This is a genomic window from Saccharothrix mutabilis subsp. mutabilis (genome assembly GCF_039521145.1).
GTDB classification, from domain to species: Bacteria; Actinomycetota; Actinomycetes; order Mycobacteriales; family Pseudonocardiaceae; genus Actinosynnema; species Actinosynnema mutabilis.
The window spans coordinates 1-25,098 of sequence record NZ_BAAABU010000024.1 but is presented as its reverse complement, the minus strand read 5'-3'; the positions used below and the strand labels follow the sequence as shown (position 1 = coordinate 25,098).

At 71.7% G+C, this 25,098-nt stretch carries 18 protein-coding genes; 16 read left to right on the top strand and 2 right to left on the bottom strand.

What is annotated here, in order from left to right; translation table 11 throughout:
- Nucleotides 1–112: 112 nt before the first annotated feature.
- The 6 genes from ABD126_RS32700 to ABD126_RS32675 all read left to right on the top strand — a co-directional run bounded on the left by ABD126_RS32700 (nucleotide 113) and on the right by ABD126_RS32675 (nucleotide 7,777).
- Nucleotides 113–577 carry a MarR family winged helix-turn-helix transcriptional regulator gene (locus ABD126_RS32700; RefSeq protein WP_343938330.1) on the top strand — a complete coding sequence of 155 codons (465 nt, stop codon included), beginning with the start codon at nucleotides 113–115 and terminating at the stop codon, nucleotides 575–577.
- 215 nt (nucleotides 578–792) lie between these two features.
- The gene (gene car, locus ABD126_RS32695; protein ID WP_343938509.1) at nucleotides 793–4,209 is read left to right on the top strand and encodes a carboxylic acid reductase; all 3,417 of its coding nucleotides are present in this window, start codon (nucleotides 793–795) and stop codon (nucleotides 4,207–4,209) included.
- A 72-nt stretch (nucleotides 4,210–4,281) separates the two neighbouring features.
- Complete coding sequence (locus ABD126_RS32690; protein ID WP_343938328.1) at nucleotides 4,282–4,977, top strand: methyltransferase; 696 nt, start codon at nucleotides 4,282–4,284, stop codon at nucleotides 4,975–4,977.
- A gap of 25 nt (nucleotides 4,978–5,002) precedes the next feature.
- Nucleotides 5,003–6,172 carry a methionine adenosyltransferase gene (gene metK / locus ABD126_RS32685; protein WP_343938507.1) on the top strand — a complete coding sequence of 390 codons (1,170 nt, stop codon included), beginning with the start codon at nucleotides 5,003–5,005 and terminating at the stop codon, nucleotides 6,170–6,172.
- Nucleotides 6,173–6,195: 23 nt separating this feature from the next.
- Complete coding sequence (locus ABD126_RS32680) at nucleotides 6,196–7,173, top strand: carbohydrate kinase family protein (RefSeq protein ID WP_343938326.1); 978 nt, start codon at nucleotides 6,196–6,198, stop codon at nucleotides 7,171–7,173.
- A 118-nt stretch (nucleotides 7,174–7,291) separates the two neighbouring features.
- Nucleotides 7,292–7,777 (top strand): flavin reductase family protein, encoded by a 486-nt coding sequence (locus ABD126_RS32675; RefSeq protein WP_343938324.1) that lies wholly within the window; start codon nucleotides 7,292–7,294, stop codon nucleotides 7,775–7,777.
- A gap of 63 nt (nucleotides 7,778–7,840) precedes the next feature.
- Here the strand turns inward: ABD126_RS32675 and ABD126_RS32670 are convergent, their stop codons facing one another.
- On the bottom strand, nucleotides 7,841–8,302 hold the full coding sequence (locus ABD126_RS32670) for a VOC family protein (protein ID WP_343938322.1): 462 nt from the start codon (nucleotides 8,300–8,302) through the stop codon (nucleotides 7,841–7,843).
- Between the two features lie 210 nt (nucleotides 8,303–8,512).
- Between ABD126_RS32670 and ABD126_RS32665 the strand changes: the two genes are divergently transcribed.
- The 8 genes from ABD126_RS32665 (at nucleotide 8,513) to ABD126_RS32630 (ending at nucleotide 19,493) form a co-directional block, all read left to right on the top strand.
- Complete coding sequence (locus ABD126_RS32665; RefSeq protein WP_343938320.1) at nucleotides 8,513–9,337, top strand: maleylpyruvate isomerase family mycothiol-dependent enzyme; 825 nt, start codon at nucleotides 8,513–8,515, stop codon at nucleotides 9,335–9,337.
- A 42-nt stretch (nucleotides 9,338–9,379) separates the two neighbouring features.
- Nucleotides 9,380–10,735 carry a 3' terminal RNA ribose 2'-O-methyltransferase Hen1 gene (locus ABD126_RS32660; RefSeq protein WP_343938318.1) on the top strand — a complete coding sequence of 452 codons (1,356 nt, stop codon included), beginning with the start codon at nucleotides 9,380–9,382 and terminating at the stop codon, nucleotides 10,733–10,735.
- A complete protein-coding gene (locus ABD126_RS32655; protein WP_343938316.1) occupies nucleotides 10,735–13,221 on the top strand; it encodes a polynucleotide kinase-phosphatase in 2,487 nt (828 codons plus the stop codon). Before ABD126_RS32660 ends, ABD126_RS32655 begins: the two co-directional genes overlap by 1 nt.
- 148 nt (nucleotides 13,222–13,369) lie before the next feature.
- Nucleotides 13,370–14,137 carry an SDR family NAD(P)-dependent oxidoreductase gene (locus tag ABD126_RS32650; protein WP_343938314.1) on the top strand — a complete coding sequence of 256 codons (768 nt, stop codon included), beginning with the start codon at nucleotides 13,370–13,372 and terminating at the stop codon, nucleotides 14,135–14,137.
- Nucleotides 14,138–14,151: 14 nt separating this feature from the next.
- A complete protein-coding gene (locus ABD126_RS32645; protein ID WP_343938312.1) occupies nucleotides 14,152–15,390 on the top strand; it encodes a cytochrome P450 family protein in 1,239 nt (412 codons plus the stop codon).
- A 20-nt stretch (nucleotides 15,391–15,410) separates the two neighbouring features.
- The gene (locus ABD126_RS32640; protein ID WP_343938310.1) at nucleotides 15,411–16,574 is read left to right on the top strand and encodes an acyl-CoA dehydrogenase family protein; all 1,164 of its coding nucleotides are present in this window, start codon (nucleotides 15,411–15,413) and stop codon (nucleotides 16,572–16,574) included.
- Nucleotides 16,575–16,686: 112 nt separating this feature from the next.
- Complete coding sequence (locus ABD126_RS32635) at nucleotides 16,687–18,306, top strand: GMC family oxidoreductase (protein ID WP_343938308.1); 1,620 nt, start codon at nucleotides 16,687–16,689, stop codon at nucleotides 18,304–18,306.
- Between the two features lie 23 nt (nucleotides 18,307–18,329).
- Complete coding sequence (locus tag ABD126_RS32630) at nucleotides 18,330–19,493, top strand: MFS transporter (protein ID WP_343938306.1); 1,164 nt, start codon at nucleotides 18,330–18,332, stop codon at nucleotides 19,491–19,493.
- Nucleotides 19,494–19,558: 65 nt separating this feature from the next.
- Here ABD126_RS32630 and ABD126_RS32625 read toward each other — a convergent pair whose 3' ends face one another.
- The gene (locus ABD126_RS32625) at nucleotides 19,559–20,731 is read right to left on the bottom strand and encodes an acyl-CoA dehydrogenase family protein (protein ID WP_343938304.1); all 1,173 of its coding nucleotides are present in this window, start codon (nucleotides 20,729–20,731) and stop codon (nucleotides 19,559–19,561) included.
- 274 nt (nucleotides 20,732–21,005) lie between these two features.
- Here ABD126_RS32625 and ABD126_RS32620 point away from each other — a divergent pair, with 274 nt between their 5' ends.
- Both ABD126_RS32620 and ABD126_RS32615 read left to right on the top strand, forming a co-directional pair.
- Nucleotides 21,006–22,169, top strand: coding sequence for an acyl-CoA dehydrogenase family protein (locus ABD126_RS32620; RefSeq protein WP_343938302.1), 1,164 nt, complete (start codon nucleotides 21,006–21,008; stop codon nucleotides 22,167–22,169).
- Nucleotides 22,170–22,960: 791 nt separating this feature from the next.
- Nucleotides 22,961–24,871, top strand: coding sequence for an ATP-binding protein (locus tag ABD126_RS32615; RefSeq protein ID WP_343938300.1), 1,911 nt, complete (start codon nucleotides 22,961–22,963; stop codon nucleotides 24,869–24,871).
- Nucleotides 24,872–25,098: the final 227 nt, after the last annotated feature.

The window sequence follows — 25,098 nt, the reverse complement described above, 5'->3', positions numbered from 1 at the left end:
GGAAGCCCCGGGGGTTGCCGGTCCCCGGTATCATGGCCACGAGCACGTTACCAGCACGTGCAATAGTTGCACACACCGTGCTTGGTGGTGCCTCGGCGATGGGGGTGGCCTCGTGAACAGCGCTGACGACGGCGGCGTCGAGACCCGTGCGCAGGGCTGGCGCACGCTGGCCGCGCTGCACGCGCGGATCGAGGACGTGCTGGAGCGGGCGTTGCAGCAGGAGCACGAGCTGTCGGTGAGCGAGTACGCGCTGCTCGACGTGCTGTCCCGGCAGGAGCCCCGGCTGTTGCTGCGGATGAACCAGGTGGCGAAGGTCGTGGTGCTCAGCCAGTCCGCGACCACCCGCCTGGTGACCCGGTTGGAGCGGCGCGGGCTGCTCCAGCGGTCGCTGTGCGAGACCGACCGGCGGGGCATCTACACGGAGGTCACCGCGGCCGGCCGGGAAGCCCTGGAACGCGCGCGTTCGACGCACGACGAGACCCTCGCCCAGGCTTTGAAGGACGCGGCGCAACTGCCCGAACTGGCACCGCTCGTGGACGCCCTCGCCGCGCTCCCGCAGTCGGGGGCCACCCGCTAGCACCGCCCGACGCGTAGTCCGGCCACCAACCGCCGTTCGCTGCTCCACAGCGGACGGCGGTTTTTCGTGTGCCCGAACCCCGTTGCCCACCACGGGGTTCGGGCCGCGTCCGACATGACAGATCATCGCCCGGCGGCTGGGAACTCCGCTCCACGCCCGGCTAGCGTCGGACGCGAACTGGAGAACAGCGCGACCCGCCGACCCCGCCCCGAGAGCTGCCGACAGCCCTCGGTTCTAGAGCCTCGAAGTCGGCCAGTGATGCGATGTGGAGACCCAGCATGCGGCTTGCGCAAACGGTGGCAGAAGTGATGCGGCGCTACGCGGACCGTCCCGCCGTGGGTGAACGCGCCAAGGAGACCACTCGGGACCCCGACACCGGTCGCACCTCGCTTCGGCTGCTGCCCCGTTACGAGACAACGACTTTCGGCGAACTCTGGCAGCGCGTCCGCGCGGTGGCCGACGAGTGGCACGCCCGCGGTGTCGCGCCCGGCGACCGCGTCGCGCTGCTCGGCTTCGCCAGCCGCGACTACACGACGGTCGACCTGGCCTGCATCTGCCGGGGCGCGATCACCATCCCGTTGCAGACCAGCGCCCCGCTGCCGCAGCTCAAGGCGATCCTGGTGGAGACGGAGCCGACCGTCGTGGCGGCCTCGTTCGACCGGCTGGACGCCGCGGTGGAGCTGGTCCTGGCCACGCCCTCGGTGCGCCGCCTGGTGGTCTTCGACTACCACGAGGCCGCCGACGACCAGCGCGAGCGGTTCACCGCCGCGCGGCAGCGCCTGGACATCGACGTCGAGTCCTTGGTGGACGTTCTCGCCAGGGGCGCCGCGCTGCCCGAAGCGCCCCTGCACACGCCCGAAGAGGGCGAAGACCCGATGACCATGCTGGTCTACACGTCCGGCAGCACCGGCACGCCGAAGGGCGCGATCTACACCGAACGCCTGGTGGCCGCGATGTTCGGCGGCGGCGGGTGGGCCGACCTGTTCTCCGAGCAGCAGGCGGTCACCTTCCACTACATGCCGATGAGCCACGTCGCCGGCCACTCGTCGGTGAAGAACACGTTGGCGCGCGGCGGGATCAGTTACTTCACCGCGAGCAGCGACCTGTCCACGTTCTTCGAGGACATCGCCCTCGCCCGCCCCACCGAGCTGTCGCTGGTGCCGCGCGTGTGCGAACTGCTCTTCCAGTACCACCGCAGCGAGGTCGACCGGCGCGCGCCGAGCCCGGCGGAGCGCCCGGCGGTGGAGGAGGAGGTCAAGAAGCACATCCGGGAGAACGTCCTGGGCGGCCGGATCGGTTGGGCCAGTTGCGGTTCCGCGCCGCTGTCCAACGAGCTGCGCCTGTTCGTGGAGTCCCTGCTGGACTTGGAACTGCACATCCTCTACGGCACCACGGAAGTCGCGGGCGTGTCCGTGGACGGCGCGATGCTGCGCCCGCCGGTGATCGACTACAAGATCGTCGACGTGCCGGAGCTGGGCTACCACCGCACCGACCTCCCGCACCCGCGCGGCGAGCTGCTCATCAAGACCGAGGCCGCGATTCCGGGCTACTACAAGCAACCCGAGCTGTCGGCGACCATCTTCGACGAGGACGGCTACTACAAGACCGGCGACATCGTCGCCGAGATCGCGCCGGACAAGCTGGAGATCCTCGACCGCCGCAACGCCGTGCTCAAGCTGTCGCAGGGCGAGTTCGTCGCCACGCCGAGCCTGGAGGCGACGTTCGGCACCAGCCCGCTGGTCCGGCAGATCTTCGTCTACGGCAACAGCGAGCGCTCCTACCTGCTGGCCGTCGTCGTGCCCACGCCGGACGCGCTGGAGCGGCACGCCGGGGAGGTCAAGCAGCGGCTGAGCGAGTCGTTCCAGGAGATCGCCCGCGAGGCGGGCCTGAACTCCTACGAGATCCCGCGCGACTTCCTCATCGAGACCGAACCGTTCAGCCAGGCCAACGGCCTGCTGTCGGACCACCGCAAGCTGCTGCGGCCCCAGCTGATCGCGCGCTACCGCGACGAGCTGGAGGCGCTCTACGCCGACATCGCGCTGCGGGAGTCCGAGGAGCTGCTCGACGTGCGCCGCACCGGCGCGGACCACCCGGTGCTGGAGACCGTCCAGCGGGCCGCGCGGGCGCTGCTGGCCGGGTCCATGGCCGACATCAGCCCGTCCGCGCACTTCCGCGACCTGGGCGGGGACTCGCTGTCCGCGGTGTCCTACGCCAACCTGCTCAACGACATCTTCGGCGTCCGCGTCCCGGTGGACGTGCTCATCAGTCCCGCCAACGACCTGCGCCAGGTGGCCGCCTACATCGAGGCCAAGCGCGGCGCGGCGCAGGACCGGCCGACGTTCGAGTCCGTGCACGGCGGGGACTCCGCGGAGGTCCGCGCGGCCGACCTGACCCTGGACAAGTTCCTCGACGGGCGCACGCTCGCCGCCGTGGGCTCGCTGCCGCGGGTGTCCGGCGAGCCGAAGACCGTCCTGCTCACCGGCGCGAGCGGCTACCTGGGCCGGTTCGTCGCCCTGGAGTGGCTGGAGCGCCTGGCCCCGGCCGGCGGCAAGCTGGTCTGCCTGGTGCGCGGCAAGGACGACGAGGCGGCGGCGAAGCGGCTGCACGAGGCGTTCGCGGGCGGCGACTCGGACCTGGTCGCGAAGGTGGCGGACCTGGCCGGCGGCCTGGAGGTGCTGGCGGGCGACATCGCCGAACCCCGGCTGGGCCTGGACGAGCGCACCTGGGACCGGTTGGCCGGCGAGGTCGACCTGATCGTCCACGCGGGGGCGCTGGTCAACCACGTCCTGTCCTACGACCACCTGTTCGACGCCAACGTGGTCGGCACCGCCGAGCTGATCCGGCTCGGGCTCACCGGCCGGGTCAAGCCGTTCACCTACATCTCCAGCGTCGCCGTGTCCACCTCGGTGGACCCGGTGCTGGACGAGGACTCCGACGTGCGCGCGGCGATCCCGACGCAGCCGGTGCACGAGGGGTACGCGGGCGGGTACGCCACCAGCAAGTGGGCGGGCGAGGTCCTGTTGCGCGAGGCGCACGACCTGTGCGGCCTGCCGGTGACCGTGTTCCGCTCCAACATGATCCTCGCGCACAGCCGGTACGGCGGGCAGCTCAACGTCCCGGACGTGTTCACCCGCCTGTTGTTCAGCGTGATCGCCACCGGCATCGCGCCCGGGTCCTTCTACGCCGGTGACGCGTCGGCCGCGCACTACGACGGTCTGCCGGTGGACTTCACCGCCGCCGCGGTCGTGGCGCTGGGCGCGTCCACCGCCGGGTTCCGCACGTTCAGCCTGGTGAACCCGCACGACGACGGCATCTCGCTGGACACCTTCGTGGACTGGCTGGTCGCGGCGGGCCACCGGATCGAGCGCGTGGCGGACTACGCGGACTGGTTCGCCCGCTTCGAGAAGGCCACCCGCGGCCTGCCCGAGGCGTTGCGCCAGTACTCGGTGTTGCCGCTGCTGCACCGGTTCGAGCGCCCCGAACCGGTGGTGCCGGGTTCGGAGGTGCCGTCCGCGCGGTTCCACGCGGCCGTCCGCGCCGCCGGGATCGGGCCGGCGGGCGACATCCCGCACCTGTCCGAGCCGTTCCTGCGCAAGTACGCCGCCGACCTCAAGCCCCTGCTGTCCCTCTAGTCCCCGCTGTCGCTTCTGTCCCCGTTGTCGCTTCGGCAGTCCCGCTGTCCCTTGAGTCACCTGAGGAGAGCCATGACCCGGCAAACGTTCGACGACCGCTACCGCATCGGCCAGAAGCTGGTGGCCGAGTTGGGCCCGGCCGACACCGCGAACACCACGTTCGAACTCCTCGGCAAGGAGTGGGACCTGGTGCCCGGCGCCTACGCCCCCGCCCCGGGCACCGGCACCGAGTACTACACCACCGCCATCCCGTACCCGGTGGGCGGGCGGTTCCTGGAGGTCGGGTGCGGCGCGGGCGTCACCGCGGTGTGGGCGGCGCAACAGGGTTGCGCGCACGTGACGGCGACCGACATCACCGAGACCGCCGTGCAGAGCACGGTCCTCAACGTCAAGCGGCACGGCGTCGAGGACCGGGTCCGGGTGCTGCGCAGCGACGTGTTCGCCGACCTCGACCCGGCCGAGAAGTTCGACACGGTCTTCTGGAACTGCAGCGTGATCGAGGCGCCGCAGGACTTCGAGTTCACCCAGGACTTCGAGTGGGCGATCTTCGACCGCGGCTACACCGCGCTGAGCCGCTACCTGGCCGAGGCGCACGACCGGCTGCTGCCCGGCGGGCGCGCGCTGGTGACGTTCAACAGCCTCGGCGACCTCGACCGGGTCATGCGCCTGGCGCTGGAGGCCGGGGTGACGCTGACCCGGCTGTCCAGCTCCACGCGGCGGCTGGCGGGCGAGGACGTGACCTACAACGTCTTCGAGATCACGCGCTGAGCGGGGGGGAACGGTGACTACACGGCTGTTCACGTCCGAGTCGGTGACCGAGGGCCACCCGGACAAGATGTGCGACGCGATCAGCGACTCGGTGCTGGACGCGTTGCTGGCGGTGGACCCGCGGTCGCGGGTGGCGGTGGAGACGCTGGTGACCACCGGGCAGGTGCACGTGGCGGGGGAGGTGACGACGAACGCGTACGTCGACATCCCCGGGATCGTGCGGCAGGTCGTGCTGGACGTCGGCTACGACTCGTCCGCCAAGGGGTTCGACGGCGGGTCGTGCGGGGTGAACGCGGCCATCGGGTCGCAGTCGCCGGACATCGCGCAGGGCGTGGACACCGCTTACGAGTCCCGCCTGGAGCACGCGCTGGACGAGCTGGACCGGCAGGGCGCCGGTGACCAGGGCCTGATGTTCGGCTACGCCTGCACCGACACGCCGGAGCTGATGCCGTTGCCGATCGCGCTGGCGCACCGGCTGTCCAAGCGGCTGACCGCCGTGCGCAAGAACGGCGTCCTGCCGTACCTGCGGCCGGACGGCAAGACGCAGGTGACCATCGAGTACGACGGCGACGAGCCGGTGCGGTTGGACACGGTCGTGGTGTCCAGCCAGCACGCGGAGGACGTGTCGCTGGGCGACGACATCCGCGAGCAGGTGGTGGGTCCGGAGCTGGCCGACCTGGCGCTGGACACCTCCGGCGTGCGGGTGCTGGTCAACCCGACCGGCCGGTTCGTGGTCGGCGGCCCGATGGGCGACGCGGGCCTGACCGGGCGCAAGATCATCGTGGACACCTACGGCGGCATGGCCCGGCACGGCGGCGGGGCGTTCTCCGGCAAGGACCCGTCCAAAGTGGACCGCTCGGCGGCGTACGCGATGCGGTGGGTGGCCAAGAACGCCGTCGCCGCGGGCCTGGCGTCCCGGGTCGAGGTGCAGGTGGCGTACGCCATCGGCCGCGCGGCCCCGGTGGGCCTGTTCGTGGAGACCTTCGGCACGGAGAACGTGGACCCGGCGAAGATCCGCAGCGCCATCGCCGAGGTCTTCGACCTGCGCCCGGCGGCCATCATCCGGGACCTGGACCTGCTGCGCCCGATCTACGCGCAGACCGCGGCGTACGGGCACTTCGGGCGACCGGAACTGGACCTGCCGTGGGAGCGCACCGACCGCGCCGACGCGCTCAAGCAGGCCGCCACCAGTTGACCCCCTCGCGACAGGACACCACCATGCGCATCGCCGTGACCGGGTCGATCGCCACCGACCACCTGATGGCGTACCCCGGCAGGTTCACCGAGCACTTCATCTCCGACCACCTCGACACCGTGTCGCTGTCGTTCCTCGTGGACGACCTGGAAGTGCGCCGCGGTGGCGTCGCGGCGAACATCTCCTTCGGCCTGGCCCAGCTGGGCCTGTCGCCGGCGTTGGTGGGGGCGGTCGGCAAGGACTTCGACGACTACCGGGCCTGGCTCAACGGGCACGGGGTGGACACCCGGTTCGTCCGGGTGTCGCCGACCCGCCACACGTCCCGTTTCCTGTGCACCACGGACCAGGACCAGAACCAGATCGCTTCGTTCTACGCGGGGGCGATGCAGGAGGCCAGGGAGATCGAGCTGGCTCCGGTCGCCGCCGGGCTGGGCGGTCTGGACCTGGTCCTGGTGGCGCCGAACGACCCGGACGCCATGCTCCGGCACACCGCGGAGGCCCGTTCCCTGGGGCTGCCGTTCGCCGCGGACCCGTCCCAGCAGCTGGCCCGGATGGACGGCGAGTCGGTCCGGTCCCTTGTGGACGGTGCGACCTACCTGTTCACCAACGAGTACGAAAGCGTGATGCTCCAACAGTCCACGGGCTGGTCGGCCAACGACATCCTGGACCGCGTCGGCGCGTGGATCACGACTCTGGGCGGGGAGGGCGTGCGGGTAGAACGCCGCAACCACGCTCCCCTGACGGTCCGTGCCGTGGCGGTGGAGGAGGAGGTGGACCCCACAGGCCTGGGCGACGCTTTCCGCGCCGGCTTCCTGTGGGGCATGTGGGCGAGGCTGGGTTTGGAACGCGCCTGCCAGGTGGGGTGCGCCATCGCGGCCACGGCCTTGGAGTCGTTGGGCACCCAGGAGTACAAGCTGAGCCGCACGGCCCTGTCCGACCGCGTCGCGCGAGCGTACGGCGGCGGCGCGGCGGGAGAGATCGAAAGCCGCCTGCGGATCTGACCCCTCCGTGCACCGGGCGCTCTTCGTCCTGAGCGCTCCTTGTTCTGGGCGCTCCTTGTTCTGGGCGCTCTTCGCCCTGGGCGCCCGGTGCACGCACCTCTCGACAGCGAGGTAACCCATGTCGATCCCCACAGCCACCCGCTTCAGGTCCGCCATGCGCCTCCTGCCGACCAGTGTCGTGGTGGCGGCGGGCCTGTCCCCGACCGGCGAGCCCGTCGGCATGCTCCTGGGCAGCTTCACCAGCGTCTCCCTGGACCCGCTCCTGGTGGGTTTCCTGGGCGACAACAACTCCACCACGCTGCCCGCGCTCCTGGCGCTGGACTACTGGACGTTCAGCGTGCTGGCGGACGACGACGACCTGACCCCGGACGCCTTCCGGTTACCGCAGTCGGAACGCTTCGACAAGGTGAAGTGGTCGATCACCCCGTACAACACCCCGGCGATCGACAACGCGGCCCTCACCATCCACACCCGAAACCACTCCACCCTCCCCGCGGGCGACCACCGCTTGGTCCTGGCGGAAGTCCTGGACACCACCATCCCGGACACCGCGCGATCCCCGATGATCCACGTCCACGGCCGCATGACCCGCCTCGCCCCCTGACCGGCCGCGATGCGGGGTGGATCCCGATCGACACCGAGGTCGCGGACGGCTGACGGCGCCCGGTCAGTCGAGGCAGAACTCGTTGCCCTCCGGGTCTTGCATGACGATGAAGCCGCCGTCCAGGGGTGGGTTCGGCTCGTGGCGGCGGACGCGGGTGGCGCCCAGGGAGACCAGGCGGGTGCACTCCGCTTCCAGGGCCGTCATGCGGGCCTCGCCCTCCAGGCCCGGCGCGGCGCGCAGGTCCAGGTGCAGGCGGTTCTTGGCGGTCTTGCCTTCTGGGACCTGTTGGAAGAAGAGGCGCGGGCCCTGGCCGGCGGGGTCTTCGATGGCTGCCCGGCTGTTGCGTTCGGACTCCGGGACGCCGATCTTCTCCAGGAAGGTGTCCCAGGCGGCCAACGGGTCGGCCCCCTCCGGGAGGGTCACGCCCGGGGGCGCGGGGTGGACGTAGCCCAGGGCGTCGCGCCAGAAGGTGGAGAGGGCGCGGGGGTCGTGGGCGTCGAAGGTCACCTGGAACTGGCGGGTCATGAGTGCTCCGCTTGGTCGTCTTGGGGCTGGACGATCCCACTGTCGCACTGATTGCGGTCAGGGGCTGTCCGGGTTTGGGGCAGATCGGGTGAAGAAGCTGATCGCGGCCAATTGCGCACAAAGGGCGAAGCGCAGCCTTTCATCACAGTGTTATCGTTCGCGCAGAGGGCGCTGACCTGGGGGTGGGCTGTGGTTGATCAGGTGGCTGTGGTGCGTGAGGTGTTGCCCGGAGTGGCGCGGCGGTTCGTCGGGTTGGTTCGGCGGTTGCCCGCTGACGCCAGGGCGACCGCCGAGTGGACCGTGGCGGACACCGCCGCGCACGTCGCCTCCATCACCACCATGTACACCTCGATCCTCGCCCCCGGCGGCGGTCCGGTGCCGTTCAAGGCGTTGGTCGAACCGGTGCGGACGGTCACCGTGGACACCGTCGCCGATCTGAACGTCATGGCCTTGCGGCACTTCACGAATCGCGACCCGCAAACGCTCACCGACGGCCTGCTGTCCGACGTGGACACGATCCTCAAGATCACCGACGGCACCGACCACGACCGCACGGTCCCGTGGCTGGGCGACTCCCGCGTCCCGGTCGGCGGCGTCCTCGCCCACCTGGTCAACGAACTGCTCGTCCACGGCTGGGACATCGCCCGCGCCCAGCGCGTCCCGTGGACGACGCCACCCCGCGAGGCCGCGCCGTTCTTCGCCCTCTTCCTCGTCGGCATGATCCGCAACGGCACCGGCTCGCTGCTCGACGGCCCGCCGCCCAGCGACCGCCGCATCGCCGTCGCCTTCCGGTCCCGCTACACCGACCCCGTCACGCTCGTGCTGCACGGGGACCGGGTCACCGCCGAGGACGGCCCCGCCGACGTCACCGTGCGCTTCGACCCCGCCGCGCTCAACCTCATGATGTTCGGCCGGGTCAGCCGCGCCCGGACCGCGCTGACCGGGAAGGTGGTCGTCTCCGGGCGACGGCCCTGGCTGCTGCCCGCCTTCCTGCGCAAGGTCCGGCTGCCCACCAACGCCCGGCCGTTGTCGTAAATCGGCCGCGCGCCGGGGGACCCGTCCGTCAGACTGCCCAGCGTGTTGCTGACCTTGACCACGACCCACCAGCCGGCCACCGACCTGGGGCACCTCCTGCACAAGCACCCCGACCGGGCGCAGGAGTTCAAGACCTCGGCGGGGACCGCGCACGTCTTCTACCCCCGCGCCGACGAGCAGGAGTGCACGGTCGCGCTCCTGCTGGAGGTCGACCCGGTGGCGCTGGTGCGAGGTCCCGGCAGCACGCTCACCCAATACGTCAACGACCGGCCGTACGTGGCCGGCTCGCTGTTCACCGTCGCGCTCGGCTCCGTCTTCCGCACGGCCATGAACGGGCGCAGCCAGTCGCGCGCCGAGCTGGCCGCGACGCCGATCCCGCTGCGCGTGCACGTCCCGGTGCTGCCGCACGCCCTGGTCGAGCGGCTGTTCACGCCGTTGGGCTGGGCGGTCGCGGTCGAGCCGATCGCGCTGGGTGACGGCACCAACTCGCGCTACGCGAGCGTCACGCTCACCGGCACCCTCCTGCTGTCCGACGCGCTCAAGCACCTCTACGTCCTGCTGCCCGTGCTCGACGGCAGCAAGCACTACTGGGTGGACGAGGACGAGGTGGACAAGCTGCTGCGCGCCGGCGACGGCTGGCTCGCCGCCCACCCGGACCGCGAACTGATCACCACCCGCTACCTGGCGCGCAAGAAGCCGCTCGTGCAGTCCGCCCTGGCCCGCCTGGCCGACGTGGACGACGTCGAGCCGGAGGAGCTGGACAACGCGCTCGCCGAGCCGAAGGTCTCCCTGGCCGTGCAGCGCCGGGACGCGGTGGTGGCGGCGCTGCGGGCGGCCGGGGCGCGGCGCGTGCTCGACCTCGGGTGCGGCGGCGGCGCGTTGCTGCGCGCCCTCGTGCAGGTGCCCGAGTTCACCGACATCCACGGCGTGGACGTGTCGGCGAGGGCGTTGCGGGAGGCGGCGCGCAAGCTGCGGCTGGACCGGATGTCGGACCGGCAGCGCGAACGGGTCGTGCTGCGCCAGTCGTCGCTGACCTACGCCGACCCGGAGCTGGCCGGCTACGACGCGGCGGTGCTGATGGAGGTCGTGGAACACCTCGACCCGGCGCGGCTGCCCGCGCTGGAGCACTCGGTGTTCGTCGTGGCGCGACCCCGGACCGTGCTGGTGACCACGCCCAACGTGGAGTACAACGCGCTGTTCGAGACGCTGCCCGCGGGGCAGTTGCGGCACAACGACCACCGGTTCGAGTGGACGCGCGCCGAGTTCCGCGAATGGGCGCACGGCGTCGCCCAGCGGCGCGGCTACACCGTGTCGTTCGAGCCGATCGGACCCGAGGACCCGGCGCTGGGCGCGCCGACGCAGCTGGCCGTTTTCACCGTGGTGGGGGAGCAGGACTGATGGAGCTGAAGATCCCGGACCTGTGCCTGGTGGTGCTGGTCGGCGCCTCCGGCTCGGGCAAGTCGACGTTCGCGCGCACGCACTTCGCGCCGACGCAGGTCCTGTCCAGCGACTACTTCCGCGGCCTGGTGGCCGACGACGAGAACGACCAGGCGGCCTCCGGTGACGCGTTCGACGTGCTGCACTACGTGGCGGGCAAGCGGCTCGCCGCCGGGCGGACCACCGTGGTGGACGCGACCAACGTGCAGCGGGCCGACCGCGCGCTGCTGGTGGAGATCGCGCGCGAGCACAACGTGCTGCCGGTGGCGATCGTGCTCGACCTGCCCGAGGAGGTGTGCCTGGCGCGCAACGCGACCCGGCCGGACCGCGACTTCGGCCCGCACGTCGTCCGCCGGCACCGGACCGCGCTGCGCAAGTCGCTGAAGTTCCTCGGCAAGGAGGGCTTCAAGAAGGTCCACGTGCTGCGCAGCCAGTCCGAAGTGGACGAAGCGACGATCGTCACCGAGCGGCTGCTCAACGACCTGCGCCACGAGACCGGGCCGTTCGACGTGATCGGCGACGTGCACGGCTGCCGCCAGGAGCTGGAGGACCTGCTGGGCGAGCTGGGCTACGACCTGGTGCGCGACGCCGAGGGGCGGCCGGTCGACGCGGTGCCGCCGGCGGGGCGGCGCGCGGTGTTCGTCGGCGACCTGGTCGACCGCGGGCCGGACACCCCGGGCGTGCTGCGGCTGGTGATGGGCATGGTCGAGGCCGGGCACGCGTTCGCCGTGTGCGGCAACCACGAGCAGAAGCTGGTGCGGGCGCTGCGCGGCCGGGACGTGCAGGTCAAGCACGGCCTCGCGGAGTCGCTGGCGCAGCTGGCCGCCGAGCCGGAGGAGTTCCGGCGGCGGGCCGAGCGGTTCTGCGACGGGCTGGTGGCGCACTACGTGCTCGACGGCGGTGACCTGGTCGTCGCGCACGCCGGTCTGCCGGAGCGCTACCACGGCCGCGCTTCGGCGCGCGTGCGCAGCTTCGCCCTGTACGGCGACACGACCGGCGAGACCGACGAGTACGGCCTGCCGGTGCGCTACCCGTGGGCGACGGAGTACCGCGGGCGCGCGACCGTCCTCTACGGACACACGCCGACGCCGGAAGCGGAGTGGATCAACAACACCATGTGCCTGGACACCGGTGTGGTGTTCGGCGGCAAGCTGACCGCGCTGCGCTACCCGGAGCGGGAGGTCGTGTCCGTCGCGGCGCGCGAGGTCTGGTACGAGCCGGTGCGGCCGTTGGTCGCGGCCGTCCCCGACCGCGAGCCGGACGTGCTCGCGCTCGGCGACGTCTCCGGCCGGCGCGCGATCGAGACCGCGCACCGCGGCCGGATCGCCGTGCGGCCGGAGCAGGCAGCGTCCGCGCTGGAGGTGATGAGCCGGTTCGCCGTGGACCCGCACCGCCTGCCGTACCTGCCGCCGACGATGGCGCCGACCGCCACGTCCCGGCGGCCGGACGTGCTGGAGCACCCGGAGGACGCCTTCGCCGAGTACCGCGCGGCGGGCGTGCGCGAGGTGATCTGCGAGGAGAAGCACATGGGGTCGCGCGCCGTCGTGCTGGTGGGCAAGGACTCCGGCGCGGTCTACACGCGGACCGGTCGACCGTTCTTCGACGGCGAGCTGGGGGAGGAGCTGCTGGCGCGCGTGCGCTCGGCGGTGACCGACGCCGGCCTGTGGGCGGAGTTCGACACCGACTGGCTGCTGCTGGACGCGGAGCTGATGCCGTGGAACGCCAAGGCGACCGGGCTGATCCGGGACCAGTACGCGGCCGTCGGCGCGGCGGCGGTGGGCGCGTTGGACCCGGCCGTGGCCGCCCTGGCGACCGCCGCCGGGCGCGGCGTGGACGTGTCGGCGCTGTTGGCGCGCACCGAGTCCCGCCTGGCCAACGCCGTCGGGTACCGGGACGCCTACCAGCGGTACTGCTGGCCGACCACGGGATTGGACGGCGTGCGCCTCGCGCCGTTCCAGCTCCTGGCCACCGCGGGCCGCGCCTACCACGACCGTTCGCACCTGTGGCACCTGGAGACGTTGGCGCGCCTGGACTCGCCGCTGTTCACCCGGACCCGGCACCTGGTGGTCGACACGGGCGACGAGGAATCGGTGGCGGCCGGCGTCCGGTGGTGGGAGGAGCTGACGGCGGCGGGCGGCGAGGGCATGGTCGTCAAGCCGCTGGCCAACCTGACCCGCGGCGAGCGCGGCCTGGTGCAGCCCGGCGTGAAGGTGCGGGGCCGGGAGTACCTGCGCATCATCTACGGCCCGGACTACACCGAACCGGAGAACCTCGACCGCCTGCGCCGGCGCGGGTTGGGCGCGAAGCGGTCGCTGGCGCTGCGCGAGTACGCGCTGGGGTTGGAGGCGTTGGAACGGGCGGCGCGCGGCGAGCCGTTGTGGCGCGTCCACGAGTGCGTGTTCGCGGTCCTGGCGCTGGAATCCGAGCCGGTGGACCCGCGTTTGTAACCAGGACTGCCGTACCACCCGTGCGGACTACAGGTACCGACCGCCGGTAATCGGCGGGTAACGCCCGACCCGAACGGCGGAATGACCGGCGGGTGCCGGCCACCCGGAAAGCTGGGCCCCGGAACGCGCCAGGCGAGGGGACGGGTGGATGAGCGAGTACACCGGCAAGAAGGCCGTGGTCACGGGCGGCACGCACGGGATGGGGCGCGCGGTCGTCGAGCTGCTGCTCCGGGGTGGCGCGGAGGTGCTGCTCACCGGCAACAACGAGGACAACCTCGCCAAGGCCCGCGAGGAGCTGCCCGCGACCGCGCACGTCCTGCGCTCGGACACCACCGACGTCGCGCAGATCGACGCGCTCGCCGAGGAGGTGGAGAGCCGCCTGGGCACGATCGACCTGCTGCACGTCAACGCGGGTTACGCGGTGCTCGAACCGTTCCACCTGGTGACGCCCGAGTCCTACGACCGCACGTTCGACGTCAACGCCAAGGGCGCGTTTTTTACCATCCAACGCCTCGCGCCGCTGGTCAACGACGGCGGCGCGATCGTCTGCACCACCTCCATCGCCAACGACACCGGCAACGTCGGCATGACCCACTACGCCGGCGCGAAAGCCGCGTTGCGCGCGTTCGTCAAGGGCTTCGCCACCGAACTGCTGCCGCGCGGCATCCGGGTCAACGCCGTCAAACCCGGCTTCATCGACACCCCGTCGATGGGCATCTCGGGCCTCGCCGACGCCGACCGCGCCGCGCTGACCCAGGTCGGCGACGCCATCACGCCCATGCACCGGCACGGCACGCCGGAGGAGGTCGCGCGGGCGGTGCTGTTCCTCGGCTTCGACGCCACCTTCACCACCGGCGCGGAGTTCACCGTCGACGGCGGTCTCGGGCACGGCCTGTCCGCCACGCCCGCCCAATGACCGAAGGGGAATCAATGACCTGCCCGTACGCCATCGACCCGACCGGCAAGGACGTCCACGGCGAGGCGGCGATGCTGCGCGAACGCGGCCACGCCACGCTGGTCGAGCTGCCCGGCGGCGTCCCGGCGTGGGCCATCACCGGCCACGCCCTGATCAAGCGGCTGCTCACCGACCCGCGCGTGTCGCGCGACAGCTACCAGCACTGGCCCGCCTGGGAGAACGGCGAGGGCGAGCTGGCCAAGACCTGGCAGCTCGCGATCTGGGTGGCCGACCGCAACATGATGACCGCGTACGGCAAGGAGCACACCCGCCTGCGCAAGCTCGTGGTGAAGGCGTTCACCGCCCGCAGCACGGCCCTCATGCGCCCCCGCGTGGAGGAGATCACCAACGACCTCCTCGACGCGATGGCCGCCGAGGGCCGCGACGGCGGGCAGGTGGACCTGCGCGCGTCCTTCGCCTACGCCCTGCCCACGCAGGTGATCTCCGAGCTGCTCGGCATCCCGATGGAGCTGCGCCCGAAGCTGCTCGAACTGGTGCACGGCATCTTCGACACGACGCTCAGCCCGGAAGCCGCCGAGGCCAACGTCACCGCCGTCTACGACACGATGGCCAGGCTGCTGGAGCTGAAGCGCGCCGACCCCGGCGACGACCTCACCACCCGCCTGATCACCGTCCGCGAGGGCGGCGACGGCCTGACCGAGCGGGAGCTGGTCGACACGCTCCTGCTGCTGTTCACCGCCGGCCACGAGACCACGGTCAACCTGCTCGACCACGCAGTGTTCGCCCTGCTCACCCAGCCCGACCAGCTCAAGCTGGTCCGCGAAGGCGAGGCGAGCTGGGACGACGTGATCGACGAGGCCCTGCGCTGGCAGGCCCCGCTGGTGAACATGCCGCTGCGGTTCGCCGTCGAGGACATCGAGCTGGACGAGGTCACCATCCCGAAGGGCGACGCGATCCTGATCGGCTTCGGCTCGGCCGGCCGCGACCCGCTGGTGCACGGCGACGACGCCGACAGCTTCGACATCACCCGCGCGACCCGCCGCGACCACCTGGCGTTCGGCCACGGCGTGCACTTCTGCCCCGGCCAGGCCCTGGGCCGGCTGGAGGCCGCGGTCGCGCTGTCGGCGCTGTTCGAGCGCTTCCCGCACCTGGCGCTGGCCAAGCCTGCCGACGACCTGCTGCCCATCGAGAGCTTCATCTCCAACGGCCACCGCGAACTGCCCGTCGTGCTGGGCACGCCGGTCCCCGCCTGATCCCCTACCCCGGAGGAAAAATGTCAACGAACGTCAGCGCGGTGGCCCCGGTGCTCGACGCGCTCCGCGAGTTCTCGCCGCGCCTGCGCGAGAACGGCCTGGAGGCCGAGCGGCGCGGCTGGCTGCCCGACGAGAGCATCGAGCTGATGGAGAAGGCGGGCGTGTTCGGCGCGAGCGTGCCGGCCCGCTTCGGCGGCCTGGACCTGGGCGCGGCCGACCAGTGCCGGGTCATCACCGAGGTGTCGCGCGCGTGCCCGTCGACCGGCTGGACGTCGATGGTGTACCTGTCCAACACCTTCGCCGCCACGCTGTTCCCGGCGCGCGTGCAGGAGGAGATCTTCACCAGCGGTTCCATGCGGGTGACCGGCGTGTACTCGCCGACCGGCGCGCTGACCCCGGTCGACGGCGGCTACCGGCTCAACGGCCGCTGGCGGTTCAACTCCGGCTGCCGGGCCGCGCACTGGAACGTCGTGGTCGCCATGCTCGACGGCACGGCGGACGTCCTGGTGGCGGCGGTGCCGTTGAGCGACCTGGAGGTCATGGACGACTGGGACACCACGGCCGCCGCGGGCACCGGGAGCTGCTCGACGGTCGCCTCGGACGTCTTCGTGCCGGCCCACCGCGTCATCGGTTTCGGCGAGGCCCTGAACACCGCCGTCCCGGGCCGCGACGACGCGCCCGGACGCGACTACGGCCTGATCAGCCTGGCCGTGACGCAGTGCGCGGCGGCTGCGGTCGGCATGGCCAAGGGCGCCCTGGAGCTGTACCTGGACCGCCTGCCGGGCCGCGGCATCGTCTACACGAAGTGGTCCGAGCAGAGCGAGACGCCGCTGACCCAGATCCAGGTGGCCGGCGCGGACGCCCGCATCGCCGCCGCGCAGGCGCTGGTGGACACGTGGGCCGGGCGCATCCAGGACGCGGCCGACGCCAACCGCCAGCTGACGGCGGAGGAGAAGGCCGAGGCACGGGCGCACGGCGCTTACGCCATCCAGTTGGCGAAAGAAGCGGTCGAGCAGCTTTATGACGCCAGTGGCGCTTCGGTGATCGGGCGGAACGTGCCGATCCAGCGGTTCCAGCGCGATTTGCGGGCTTTCTCGCTGCACGGGCTCCTTCTGCTCACCACGAACTTGGAGGTGCACGGACGGGTTCTGGTCGGCCTGGACGCCGGCACGCCCATTCTCTGACCCGAAGAAAGACCGAGTCAGCCCGACGCCGGTGTTAGGCGTCGGGCTGGTTCACGTTGCGTACAAGCGCGATTACCAGCCAGTGACCGGGCTTCGGAAGAATCTGCGCTAAGTGGCTGTCAACGGGGTGGAGTGCGCGATCATGGGCGCTGGGGAGTTCGACTACGTCGTCGTCGGGGCGGGGTCGGCCGGGTGTGTGCTGGCCGCCCGGCTCAGCGAGGACCCGCAGGTCCGGGTGGCGTTGGTCGAGGCGGGCGGGGTGGACTCCGACCCCGCGATCGGCGTGCCGGCCGACCTGTTCGCGCTGTTCGGCTCCGCCGCGGACTGGGCGTTCGGCACCGTCCCACAGCCCGGCCTGGGCGGGCGGAGCGTGCCGTGGCCGCGCGGGAAAGTGCTGGGCGGGTCCTCCGCGATCAACTTCCAGATGTGGATCCCGGGCCACCACGCCGATTTCGACACGTGGGGTCCGGAATGGTCCTGGGCCGTTGTCGAGCCGTATTTCCGGGCCACCGAGTCCTGGACCGGTGAACCGGGTTCGGGGAAGACCTACGGCACTTCCGGGCCGCTGAAGATTTCGCCGCCGCGCGATCCCGACCCGCTCAACGCCCGGTTCTTCGCCGCGTGCGCCGAAATCGGGTTGAGCGAGGTCGCGGGCGGTCTCGGCGGCGGTGATCCGACCGGGACGGCGCTGACCCCGCTCAACCAGCACGACGGGGCGCGGTGGAGTTCGGCGGACGGCTACCTGCGGCCCGCGCTCGACCGGCCCAACCTGACCGTGGTCACCGACGCCCTCGTGCGCCGGGTCGTCATCGAGGACGGCCGGGCCACGGGCGTCGAGACCGCCGACGGCGTGCTCACCGCCACGCGCGAGGTGCTGCTGAGCGCGGGCGCGGTCGGGTCGCCGCACCTGTTGCTGCTCTCCGGCGTCGGTCCGGCGGACGACCTGCGCGCCCACGGGATCGACACCGTGGTGGACCTGCCCGGCGTCGGCGCCAACCTGCGCGACCACATGTCGGTGTCGCAGGTGGTGACCGCGACCGGTGACTTCCCCCTGGCCGACGCCTACTCCGAGGCCAACCGCGAGCGCTACGACCGGGAGCGGCGCGGGCCGTTGACGTCCAACTTCGCCGAGGCGGTCGCGTTCGCGCGGCTCGACGGCGGGCCGGGCGCGCCGGACGTGGAGATCATCTTCTCGCCGGTGGCGTTCGGGGCGGACGGTCCCGCGCCCGGCTTCGGGTTCACCGTGGTCCCGTTGCAGCCGGAGAGCACCGGCCGGGTCAGCCTGGCCAGTGCCGACCCGACGCGGGCGCCGCTCATCGACCCCGGGTACCTCACCGCCGAGGCCGACCTGCCGACGTTCGTGCGGGCGCTGCGGTTCAGCGAGCGCCTGTTCGACACCGAGGCCTTCAAGCCCGTCGTGCGCGGACCGCTCGCGCCCTGGCCGGGGAAGGTCGACGACGACGCCCTGGCCCAGACCGTCCGCGACCTGGCCAGCACCATGTTCCACCCCGTCGGCACCTGCCGCCTCGGGCGCGACGGCGACGCCGTCGTGGACCCGGAGCTGCGCGTGCGCGGGGTGGCCGGGCTGCGGGTCGTGGACGCCTCCGTCATCCCCACCCCGCCCCGCGGCCACAGCCACGCCGTGGTGGCCATGCTCGCCGAGCGGGCCGCGGGGTTCGTCCGGGAAGCCCGGCGCCGACCGCCGCGCGCCCAGATCCGAGAAGAGAAGTGAACGTGGAAAAACAAGGCGCACTGGTGAAACAGCTCATCCCGTTGGCGGTGGCCCTCTTCGCGGTCGGCACCGACGGCTTCGTCATCGCGGGCCTGCTGCCGCAGATCGCGGCCGACCTCGGGGTCGGCGTCTCCGCCGCCGGCCAGCTCGTCACCGCGTTCGCGCTCGCGTTCGCCGTGTCCGCGCCGGTCCTGGGCGCGATGACCAGCGCGATGGACCGCCGCACGGCCCTGCTGGTCGCCCTGGCGATCTTCGTCGTCGGCAACGCCCTCACCGCCGTCGGCCCGAACTACACCATCGTCATGATCGCCCGCGTGGTCACCGCGTTCGGCGCGGGCCTGATCGGCGCGGCGGCGTTCAGCGCGGCGGCGGCCATCGCGCCCGAGGAGCGGCGCGGTCGGGCGCTGGCGTTCGTGATGGGCGGGCTCACGCTGGCCATCGCGTTCGGCCTGCCCGCGGGCACGCTCATCGGCGGCGCGGACTGGCGGCTCACGCTGTGGGCGGTCGCGGCGCTGGGCGTGGTGGCCGCGGTGGGCATCGCGATCGCGCTGCCGTCGATCTCGCTGCCCGCCGACAGCCTGTCCGCCCGCCTGGAGCCGCTGCGCCAGCCGTGGGTGTTCGGCGTGCTGTCGGTGACGGTGATGGCGCTGGCCGGCACGCACCTGCTCTACACCTACATCAGCCCGGCGCTGGAGGGCGCGACGGCCGGCTCCACGACGACGCTGACCGTCATCCTGCTGGCCTGGGGCGTGGGCAACATGATCGGCAACAACGTGGCCGGCCGCCTGGCCGACCGCTACCCGCCGCACCGGGTCGTCTCCGGTGGTCTGGCCGCCGCGGCGCTCATGCTCGGCGTGAGCCCGCTGGTGGTCGGCAGCCTGGTGCCCGCGGTCGTGTGGGCGGTGCTGTGGGGCATCACGGTGTCGCTGCCGGTCGTGCCGCAGCAAAGCCGGTTCGTGGCCTACGCGCCCAGCGCCTCCGCGGTGCTGCTGGGCCTGAACTCGTCGGCGATCTACGTCGGCATCGCGGTCGGCGGCGCGCTCGGCGGCCTGCTCCAGGAGCAGTTGACGCCCGCCCGGCTCGGCCTGGTGGCGGCGGCGGTCAGCCTCCTCGGGGTGCTGCTCAACGCGCCCACGGTCAAGCGGCGGACGGCGGCGGCCCCGGAGCCCGCACCGGTCACCGGCTGACCTCCCCGAGCACGGCGAAACGGGCGGTCACCTCCACGGCGACCGCCCGTTTTCGCTGGGGGACCTCAGAAGGCGCCGTCGGCGTCGAGGCCGAGGATCGCCCGCCCGTACAGCTCCATGTTCGTGGTGAGCAGGGACAGCCCGTGCAACGAGAGACCCTGGATGTCGCGGTGGAACCGCTGGATCGGAACGGACAGCATGATGGCCGAGGCGCCGCTGGCGTTGTAGAGCGTCTCCACGGCCTCGCGGGACAACTGCATGGCGTAGGCGCTGTCGCCGCGCACCTTCGCCTTCTCCAGCGCCGTCAGCTCCACGCCCTCGTCGGCGCGGCGCTGGATCAGCTCGACCACCCCGGCGGACAGGGCCTCCGCGGCCGTGATCTTCGACGCGGCGGTGGCGACCTGGATCTGGGTCAGCGGGTGCCGGCTCTGGTCGGTCCACTCGGTGTAGGTGATGCCGCGGCCGGGGAGCCGGTCGAGGAACAGCTCGTAGGCGCCCCGGGCGATGCCGATGTAGACCGACACCGACTGGGCCACCGCGAACTCGCCGAGCGTGTACTGGCGGTTGGTGGTGCCCGGCTCGGACCGGCTGCCGACGCCTTCCATCACCACTTCGAGCTTCTGCACGCGGTGGGCGGGCACGAAGACGTCCTTGGCGCGGCTGGTGGCGCTGCCGGTGGCGGCGACGGAGGAGACCTTCCAGTCGTCGTCGATGGTCAGCTCGGACATCGGCACGACCATGGCGACCTGGTCGGTGGTGCCGTCGGGCAGGGTGCGCATGGCGCTGATGCCGTTCCAGTCCGCGCCCCGGCAGCCGGTGTTGAACCGCCAGAACCCGTTGAGCAGGTAGCCGCCGTCGGTCGGGGTCAGCGTCGCGGTCGGGGTGAACACGCCGGAGACCCGCACGTCCGGGTCGGCGAACACCTCGCCGCGGGTCTGCTCGTTGTGGCCGCGCGCGACCCACGAGCTGGCCAGCCACACCGACGCGACCCAGGCCGTGGAGCCGCAGCCGCGGGCGATCTCGGTGAGCACCGCGTTCTGCTGCGCCAGCGAGGCGTCGAACCCGCCGTGCTGCCGCTCGGTCGCCATGCGGAACACGCCGGCCTTGTGCAGGAGCTGGAGGTTCTCCTCGGGCACCCAGCGGTCCTGCTCGGCTTGGAGGCCGTTCTGCCGCAGCGTGGGCACGATGTCCCGCACCGCGTCCAGCACGGCGGTGACTTCGAGTTCGGCCGTCGTCATAGGAAGTCCTTCACTTCTCGCTCATCGCGGATCGACTGTCTCTGCGGTCGAGCATGCGCGAGCGGACACCCCCGCCGGTCTCGCCCGGGTAATCGCGCGCACCGCGCGGCAACGCTTCCGGACAGTCCCTTGTGGACGGTCAGCGGTGGCCGTGGCCGCCGCCGGTCATCTGGCGGTAACGCCGGCGGCACTGCGCCGGGGAAGACCGGGCAGTGCCGCGCGGTCGGTAGACCTGGGTCGACAACGGTGGGAATTGCGACCCGTGGGAGCGGAAATGACCGTGGATGGCGACCTGGCGCCCGTGCTGGACGCGGTGCGCAGCATCGTCCCGGTGCTGCGCAGGAACGGCGAGGAGTCCGAGGCGCGGCGCTGGATCGTGGACGAGAACGTCCAGCTGCTGGACAAGGCGGGCGTGTTCCGCATGGCCACGCCGCGCCGGTTCGGCGGGCTGGACCTGAGCGTCGCCGACCAGGCGAAGGTGCTCACGGAGATCTCGCGCGGCTGCCCGTCGACCGGCTGGGTGTCGTTCGTGTGGCTGACCAGCGACTGGACCGCGACGCTGTACCCGGACCGCACGCAGGAGGAGGTGTTCGCCGCGAGTTCGGTGCGCATCTCCAGCGCGTTCGCGCCGACCGGGACCGTCAAGCCGGTCGAGGGCGGTTACCGGCTGTCGGGGACGTGGCGCTACAACTCCGGCTGCAAGGGCGCGGACTGGAACTTCGTGGCCGCCATGCGCGGCGAGCACGACGAGGTCATGGCCATCGTGCCGATGTCCGACCTGACCACCGAGGACGACTGGGACGTCACCTCCGGTTCGGCGACCGGCAGCGTCACGTCCAAGGCCGACGACGTCTTCGTGCCGGAGCACCGGGTGGTCGGCTTCGGCGACGCGTTCGCGGGCACCACGGGCGACCGGTCCAACACCGGTGCCACCGGCCGCAACTACGCCCTGCTGTCGTTCGTGATGGCCGAGGCGGCGGCGGTGTTCCTGGGCATCGCGAAGGGTGCTTACGACCTGTTCGTGGAGCGGGTGCACGGCCGGGGCATCACCTACACGAACTGGACCGACCAGAGCGCCCACCCGCTCACCCAGATCCAGGTGGCGACCGCGGCCAACAAGATCGCCGCCGCCGAGGGCATGGCCGCGGGGTGGTTGAAGGTCATCCAGGACCGGGCGGACGCGGGCGAGCAGCCGACCGACACCGAGAAGGCCGTGATCCGCGGCCAGGTCGGGTACGCGATCCAGCTCTGCAAGGAGGCGGTGGAGCTGCTCTACAGCGTCAGCGGCGGGTCGGTGATCCGGCGCGACGTGCCGATGCAGCGCTTCCACCGCGACATCCAGGGCTTCTCGCAGCACGCCCTGGCCGCGCTGAACCCGAACCTGGAGGTGCAGGGCCGCGTCCTGCTGGGCCTGGACCCGGACACCTACTTCCTCTGACCCGCCCCGGCGCCGGCCCGGCCGGCGTGCGACGACCCCCGATGCGACACACGGCACCGGGGGTTGTCGGTATGCGCGGGAAACCCTCCCGCCGTTGTGCGGGCACGCACCGAATTCGGTCAAGTGGATACAAGTTCACTAGATCGGAGTATAAAGGTATCTGCGGGTGCACGCAGGGTGCTGCCGATAATGGGTTGAGGCGGGCGTGCGGGTCCTCCGGACCTGTTAATCTGCCCATATCGCCGCCGCGGCGGCAAGGTGAATCCGGCTCGCGACGGTGGTGGCCACGCAGGGTGATCGAGCAGCACCCGGTCATCGAGTGGCAACGGCGTGGTCGCGGTTTTGTCCACGCCGAGGAGGAACCGGTTGTCGGTCGGCGGGGGGAGGTGGACCGGGTGGCTCGCGGCGCTGTCCGCAAGAAGTCGGTGTCCGCCATCACAGCAGGCTGGGCGCGGTCGGACCTGCCGGGAGCGGTCGCGGCGCGCCTACGATCGCGGGTGTTCGACGCGTTCGGTCAAAGGTCTGTACCAGTGGGCGGTGGGTTCTCCCGACCCCACGTGATCGAGGGGGGAGTGTGATGACCGGTCGGTTTCCCGCCCGAGTGGTAAATCCTCGCGGGTTCACCCGACCGTGTGCGACCGAGAACCGAAGCGGTTAATTTTTCCTGGGGGAATCAGATGTTCTTTCGAGTTCTAGGTCCACTGGAATGGTGGGACAGGGGGGAGACGGTACAGCTCGGCGGCATCAAACAGCGGTCCGCGCTCGGTTTCCTCTTGTTACACCCCAACCAGGTGGTCGCGACGAGCAGGTTGGTCGACGCGCTGTGGACGGGCGAGGACGTGCCCGCCTCGGCGCGCAAGGTGCTGCAGAACGCGGTCTGGGGGCTGCGCGGCATCCTCGCGGGCACCGCGGACGCCTCGCGTTCGGTCGACCTCCAGACCCGGGCGCCGGGCTACCGGCTCAGCGCCGACCCCGACCAGATCGACCTGTTCCGGTTCCGCCGGCTGGTCGCCGAGGGGCAGGCCGAGCTGGCGGCCGGCGCCCCGGAGCGGGCGGTGCGGCTGCTGCGCGACGCGTTGGCGCTGTGGCGGGGTCCGGTGCTGGCCGACCTCGTGGAGTCCGGTGTCACCTGGCCGGAGCTGTCGCTCATCCAGGGGTCGCGGTACACCGCGATGGAAGACCTGTTCGAGGCCGAGCTGTCGTGCGGCAACCACTACGCGGTGCTCGGCGACCTGGAGGCGCTGCTGGACGCGGAGCCGTTCCGGGAACGCGTGTGCGCGCAGCTGATGCTGGCGCTCTACCGGTGCGGCAGGCAGGCCGACGCGCTCAACGTGTACTCCCGCCTGCGCACGACGATGGTCGACGAGCTGGGGCTGGAACCCGGGCGGGAGTTGCAGGAGTTGCAACAGCTCATCCTCGCCCAGTCGCCCACGTTGGCGCTGCCCGGCCGGATCGCGGTCGTGCCACCGCGCGCCGCGCCCGCCGCGGAGGTCGCCCCGTCCCGCCCGCAGGCGGTGCGGGTCGAACGCGCCACCGCGGTGATCTTCCGCGCCGAGGCGGTGGGCGGGTTCGGCGGTGCGTCCAGTGTGGACGACATGCTGGCGGGCCTGGGTTCGACCATCCGCGCGGAGACCGCCCAGCTGTCCGGTGAGGTCGTGGCGTCGATCGGCGACTTCACGGTGGCCCTGTTCCGGGGCCAGGGGCACGCCAAGCGGGCGGTCCTCGCGGCCCTGGCCGTCCGGGAGAACGCCAAGCGCTCGGACATCGGCGACCACCCGCCGGTGCGCACGGCCGTGGCCTCCGGAGAGACCCGGCCGGGCGAGGACCCGACCGGCCTGCCGTCGGTCAACGGGACGCTGATGCTCAAGTGCCAGTCGCTGCTGCGCTTCGCCGCGCCGGGCGACATCCTGGTGTGCGACGACACCCGCGCGGCGACCAGCGCGGTGGCGTCCTACACCAGGGTCGGCGACCCGGACGACGGCTGGCGCGTCCGGTCCCGCCGGGCGCCGATAGCGGCGTCCCCGGCCACCGGCCACGAGCCGGAGCTGGACGTGCTGGAGAGCCTGCTGGACTGGGTGATCCGCCGCGCCCGACCGCACCTGGTCTCCGTGCTGGGCGGTCCGGGCAGCGGCAAGAGCGAGTTCCTGTCGGCGTTCCAGGCCCGGATCTCCCGGGACGGCGCGGACGGGCCTCTGGCGGTGCGGATGCCGCCGTTCGCGGGCGCCTGGGGGCTCCGCGCGTGCATCCTCGCGGCCTGCTGCGGCATCGAACCGGGTGACTCGCCGTCGGTCACCCGGGAGAAGCTGGAGCTGACCGTGCGCCAGTGGTGCGGCGACAAGGGCAGGGTCGGGGCGACCGTGGAAAGCCTCTCCCTGTTCCTGGAGCCGGGCGACGACGGCTACCGCCTGGAAGGCAGGCAGGAAGCCGCGAGGGAGTGGAGTTCCCTGGTGACGCGGATCGCGATGGACCGACCGGTGGTCGTGTTCATCGACGACCTGCACACCACGGACGACGCCCTGCTGGACTTCATCGAGGGCTTGGCGGACTCCGTCGGCGCAGTACCAGTGATGGTCATCGCCGCCGCCCGGCCCGAGCTGCTGGACCGCAGGGCCGACTGGGGCGGCGGCAAGCTGCACGGGACGATGATGACGCTGGACCGCAAAAGGCGTGAGGAGGACCGGCTGAGCCGAGCCGTCTCCTGACCTGCTCTCCGCAGTAGACCGGTCGTTGTCAACGGTCGGTTGGGCCATCCCGTCGAGTGCGGGGTGGCCCTTCGCGCTTTACGGCAATACCCCAAGCGGGCAGTCCACCGAAGGGGACACAACCCAAGCTGGGCTTCTTGCTTGTGTCATCTCCGTATGGCCCGCCCGAAGGGCTACCACACTTTTGGTCGGGTGCAGCCGAAATTTTTGTGAGGGACGAGCAAAAA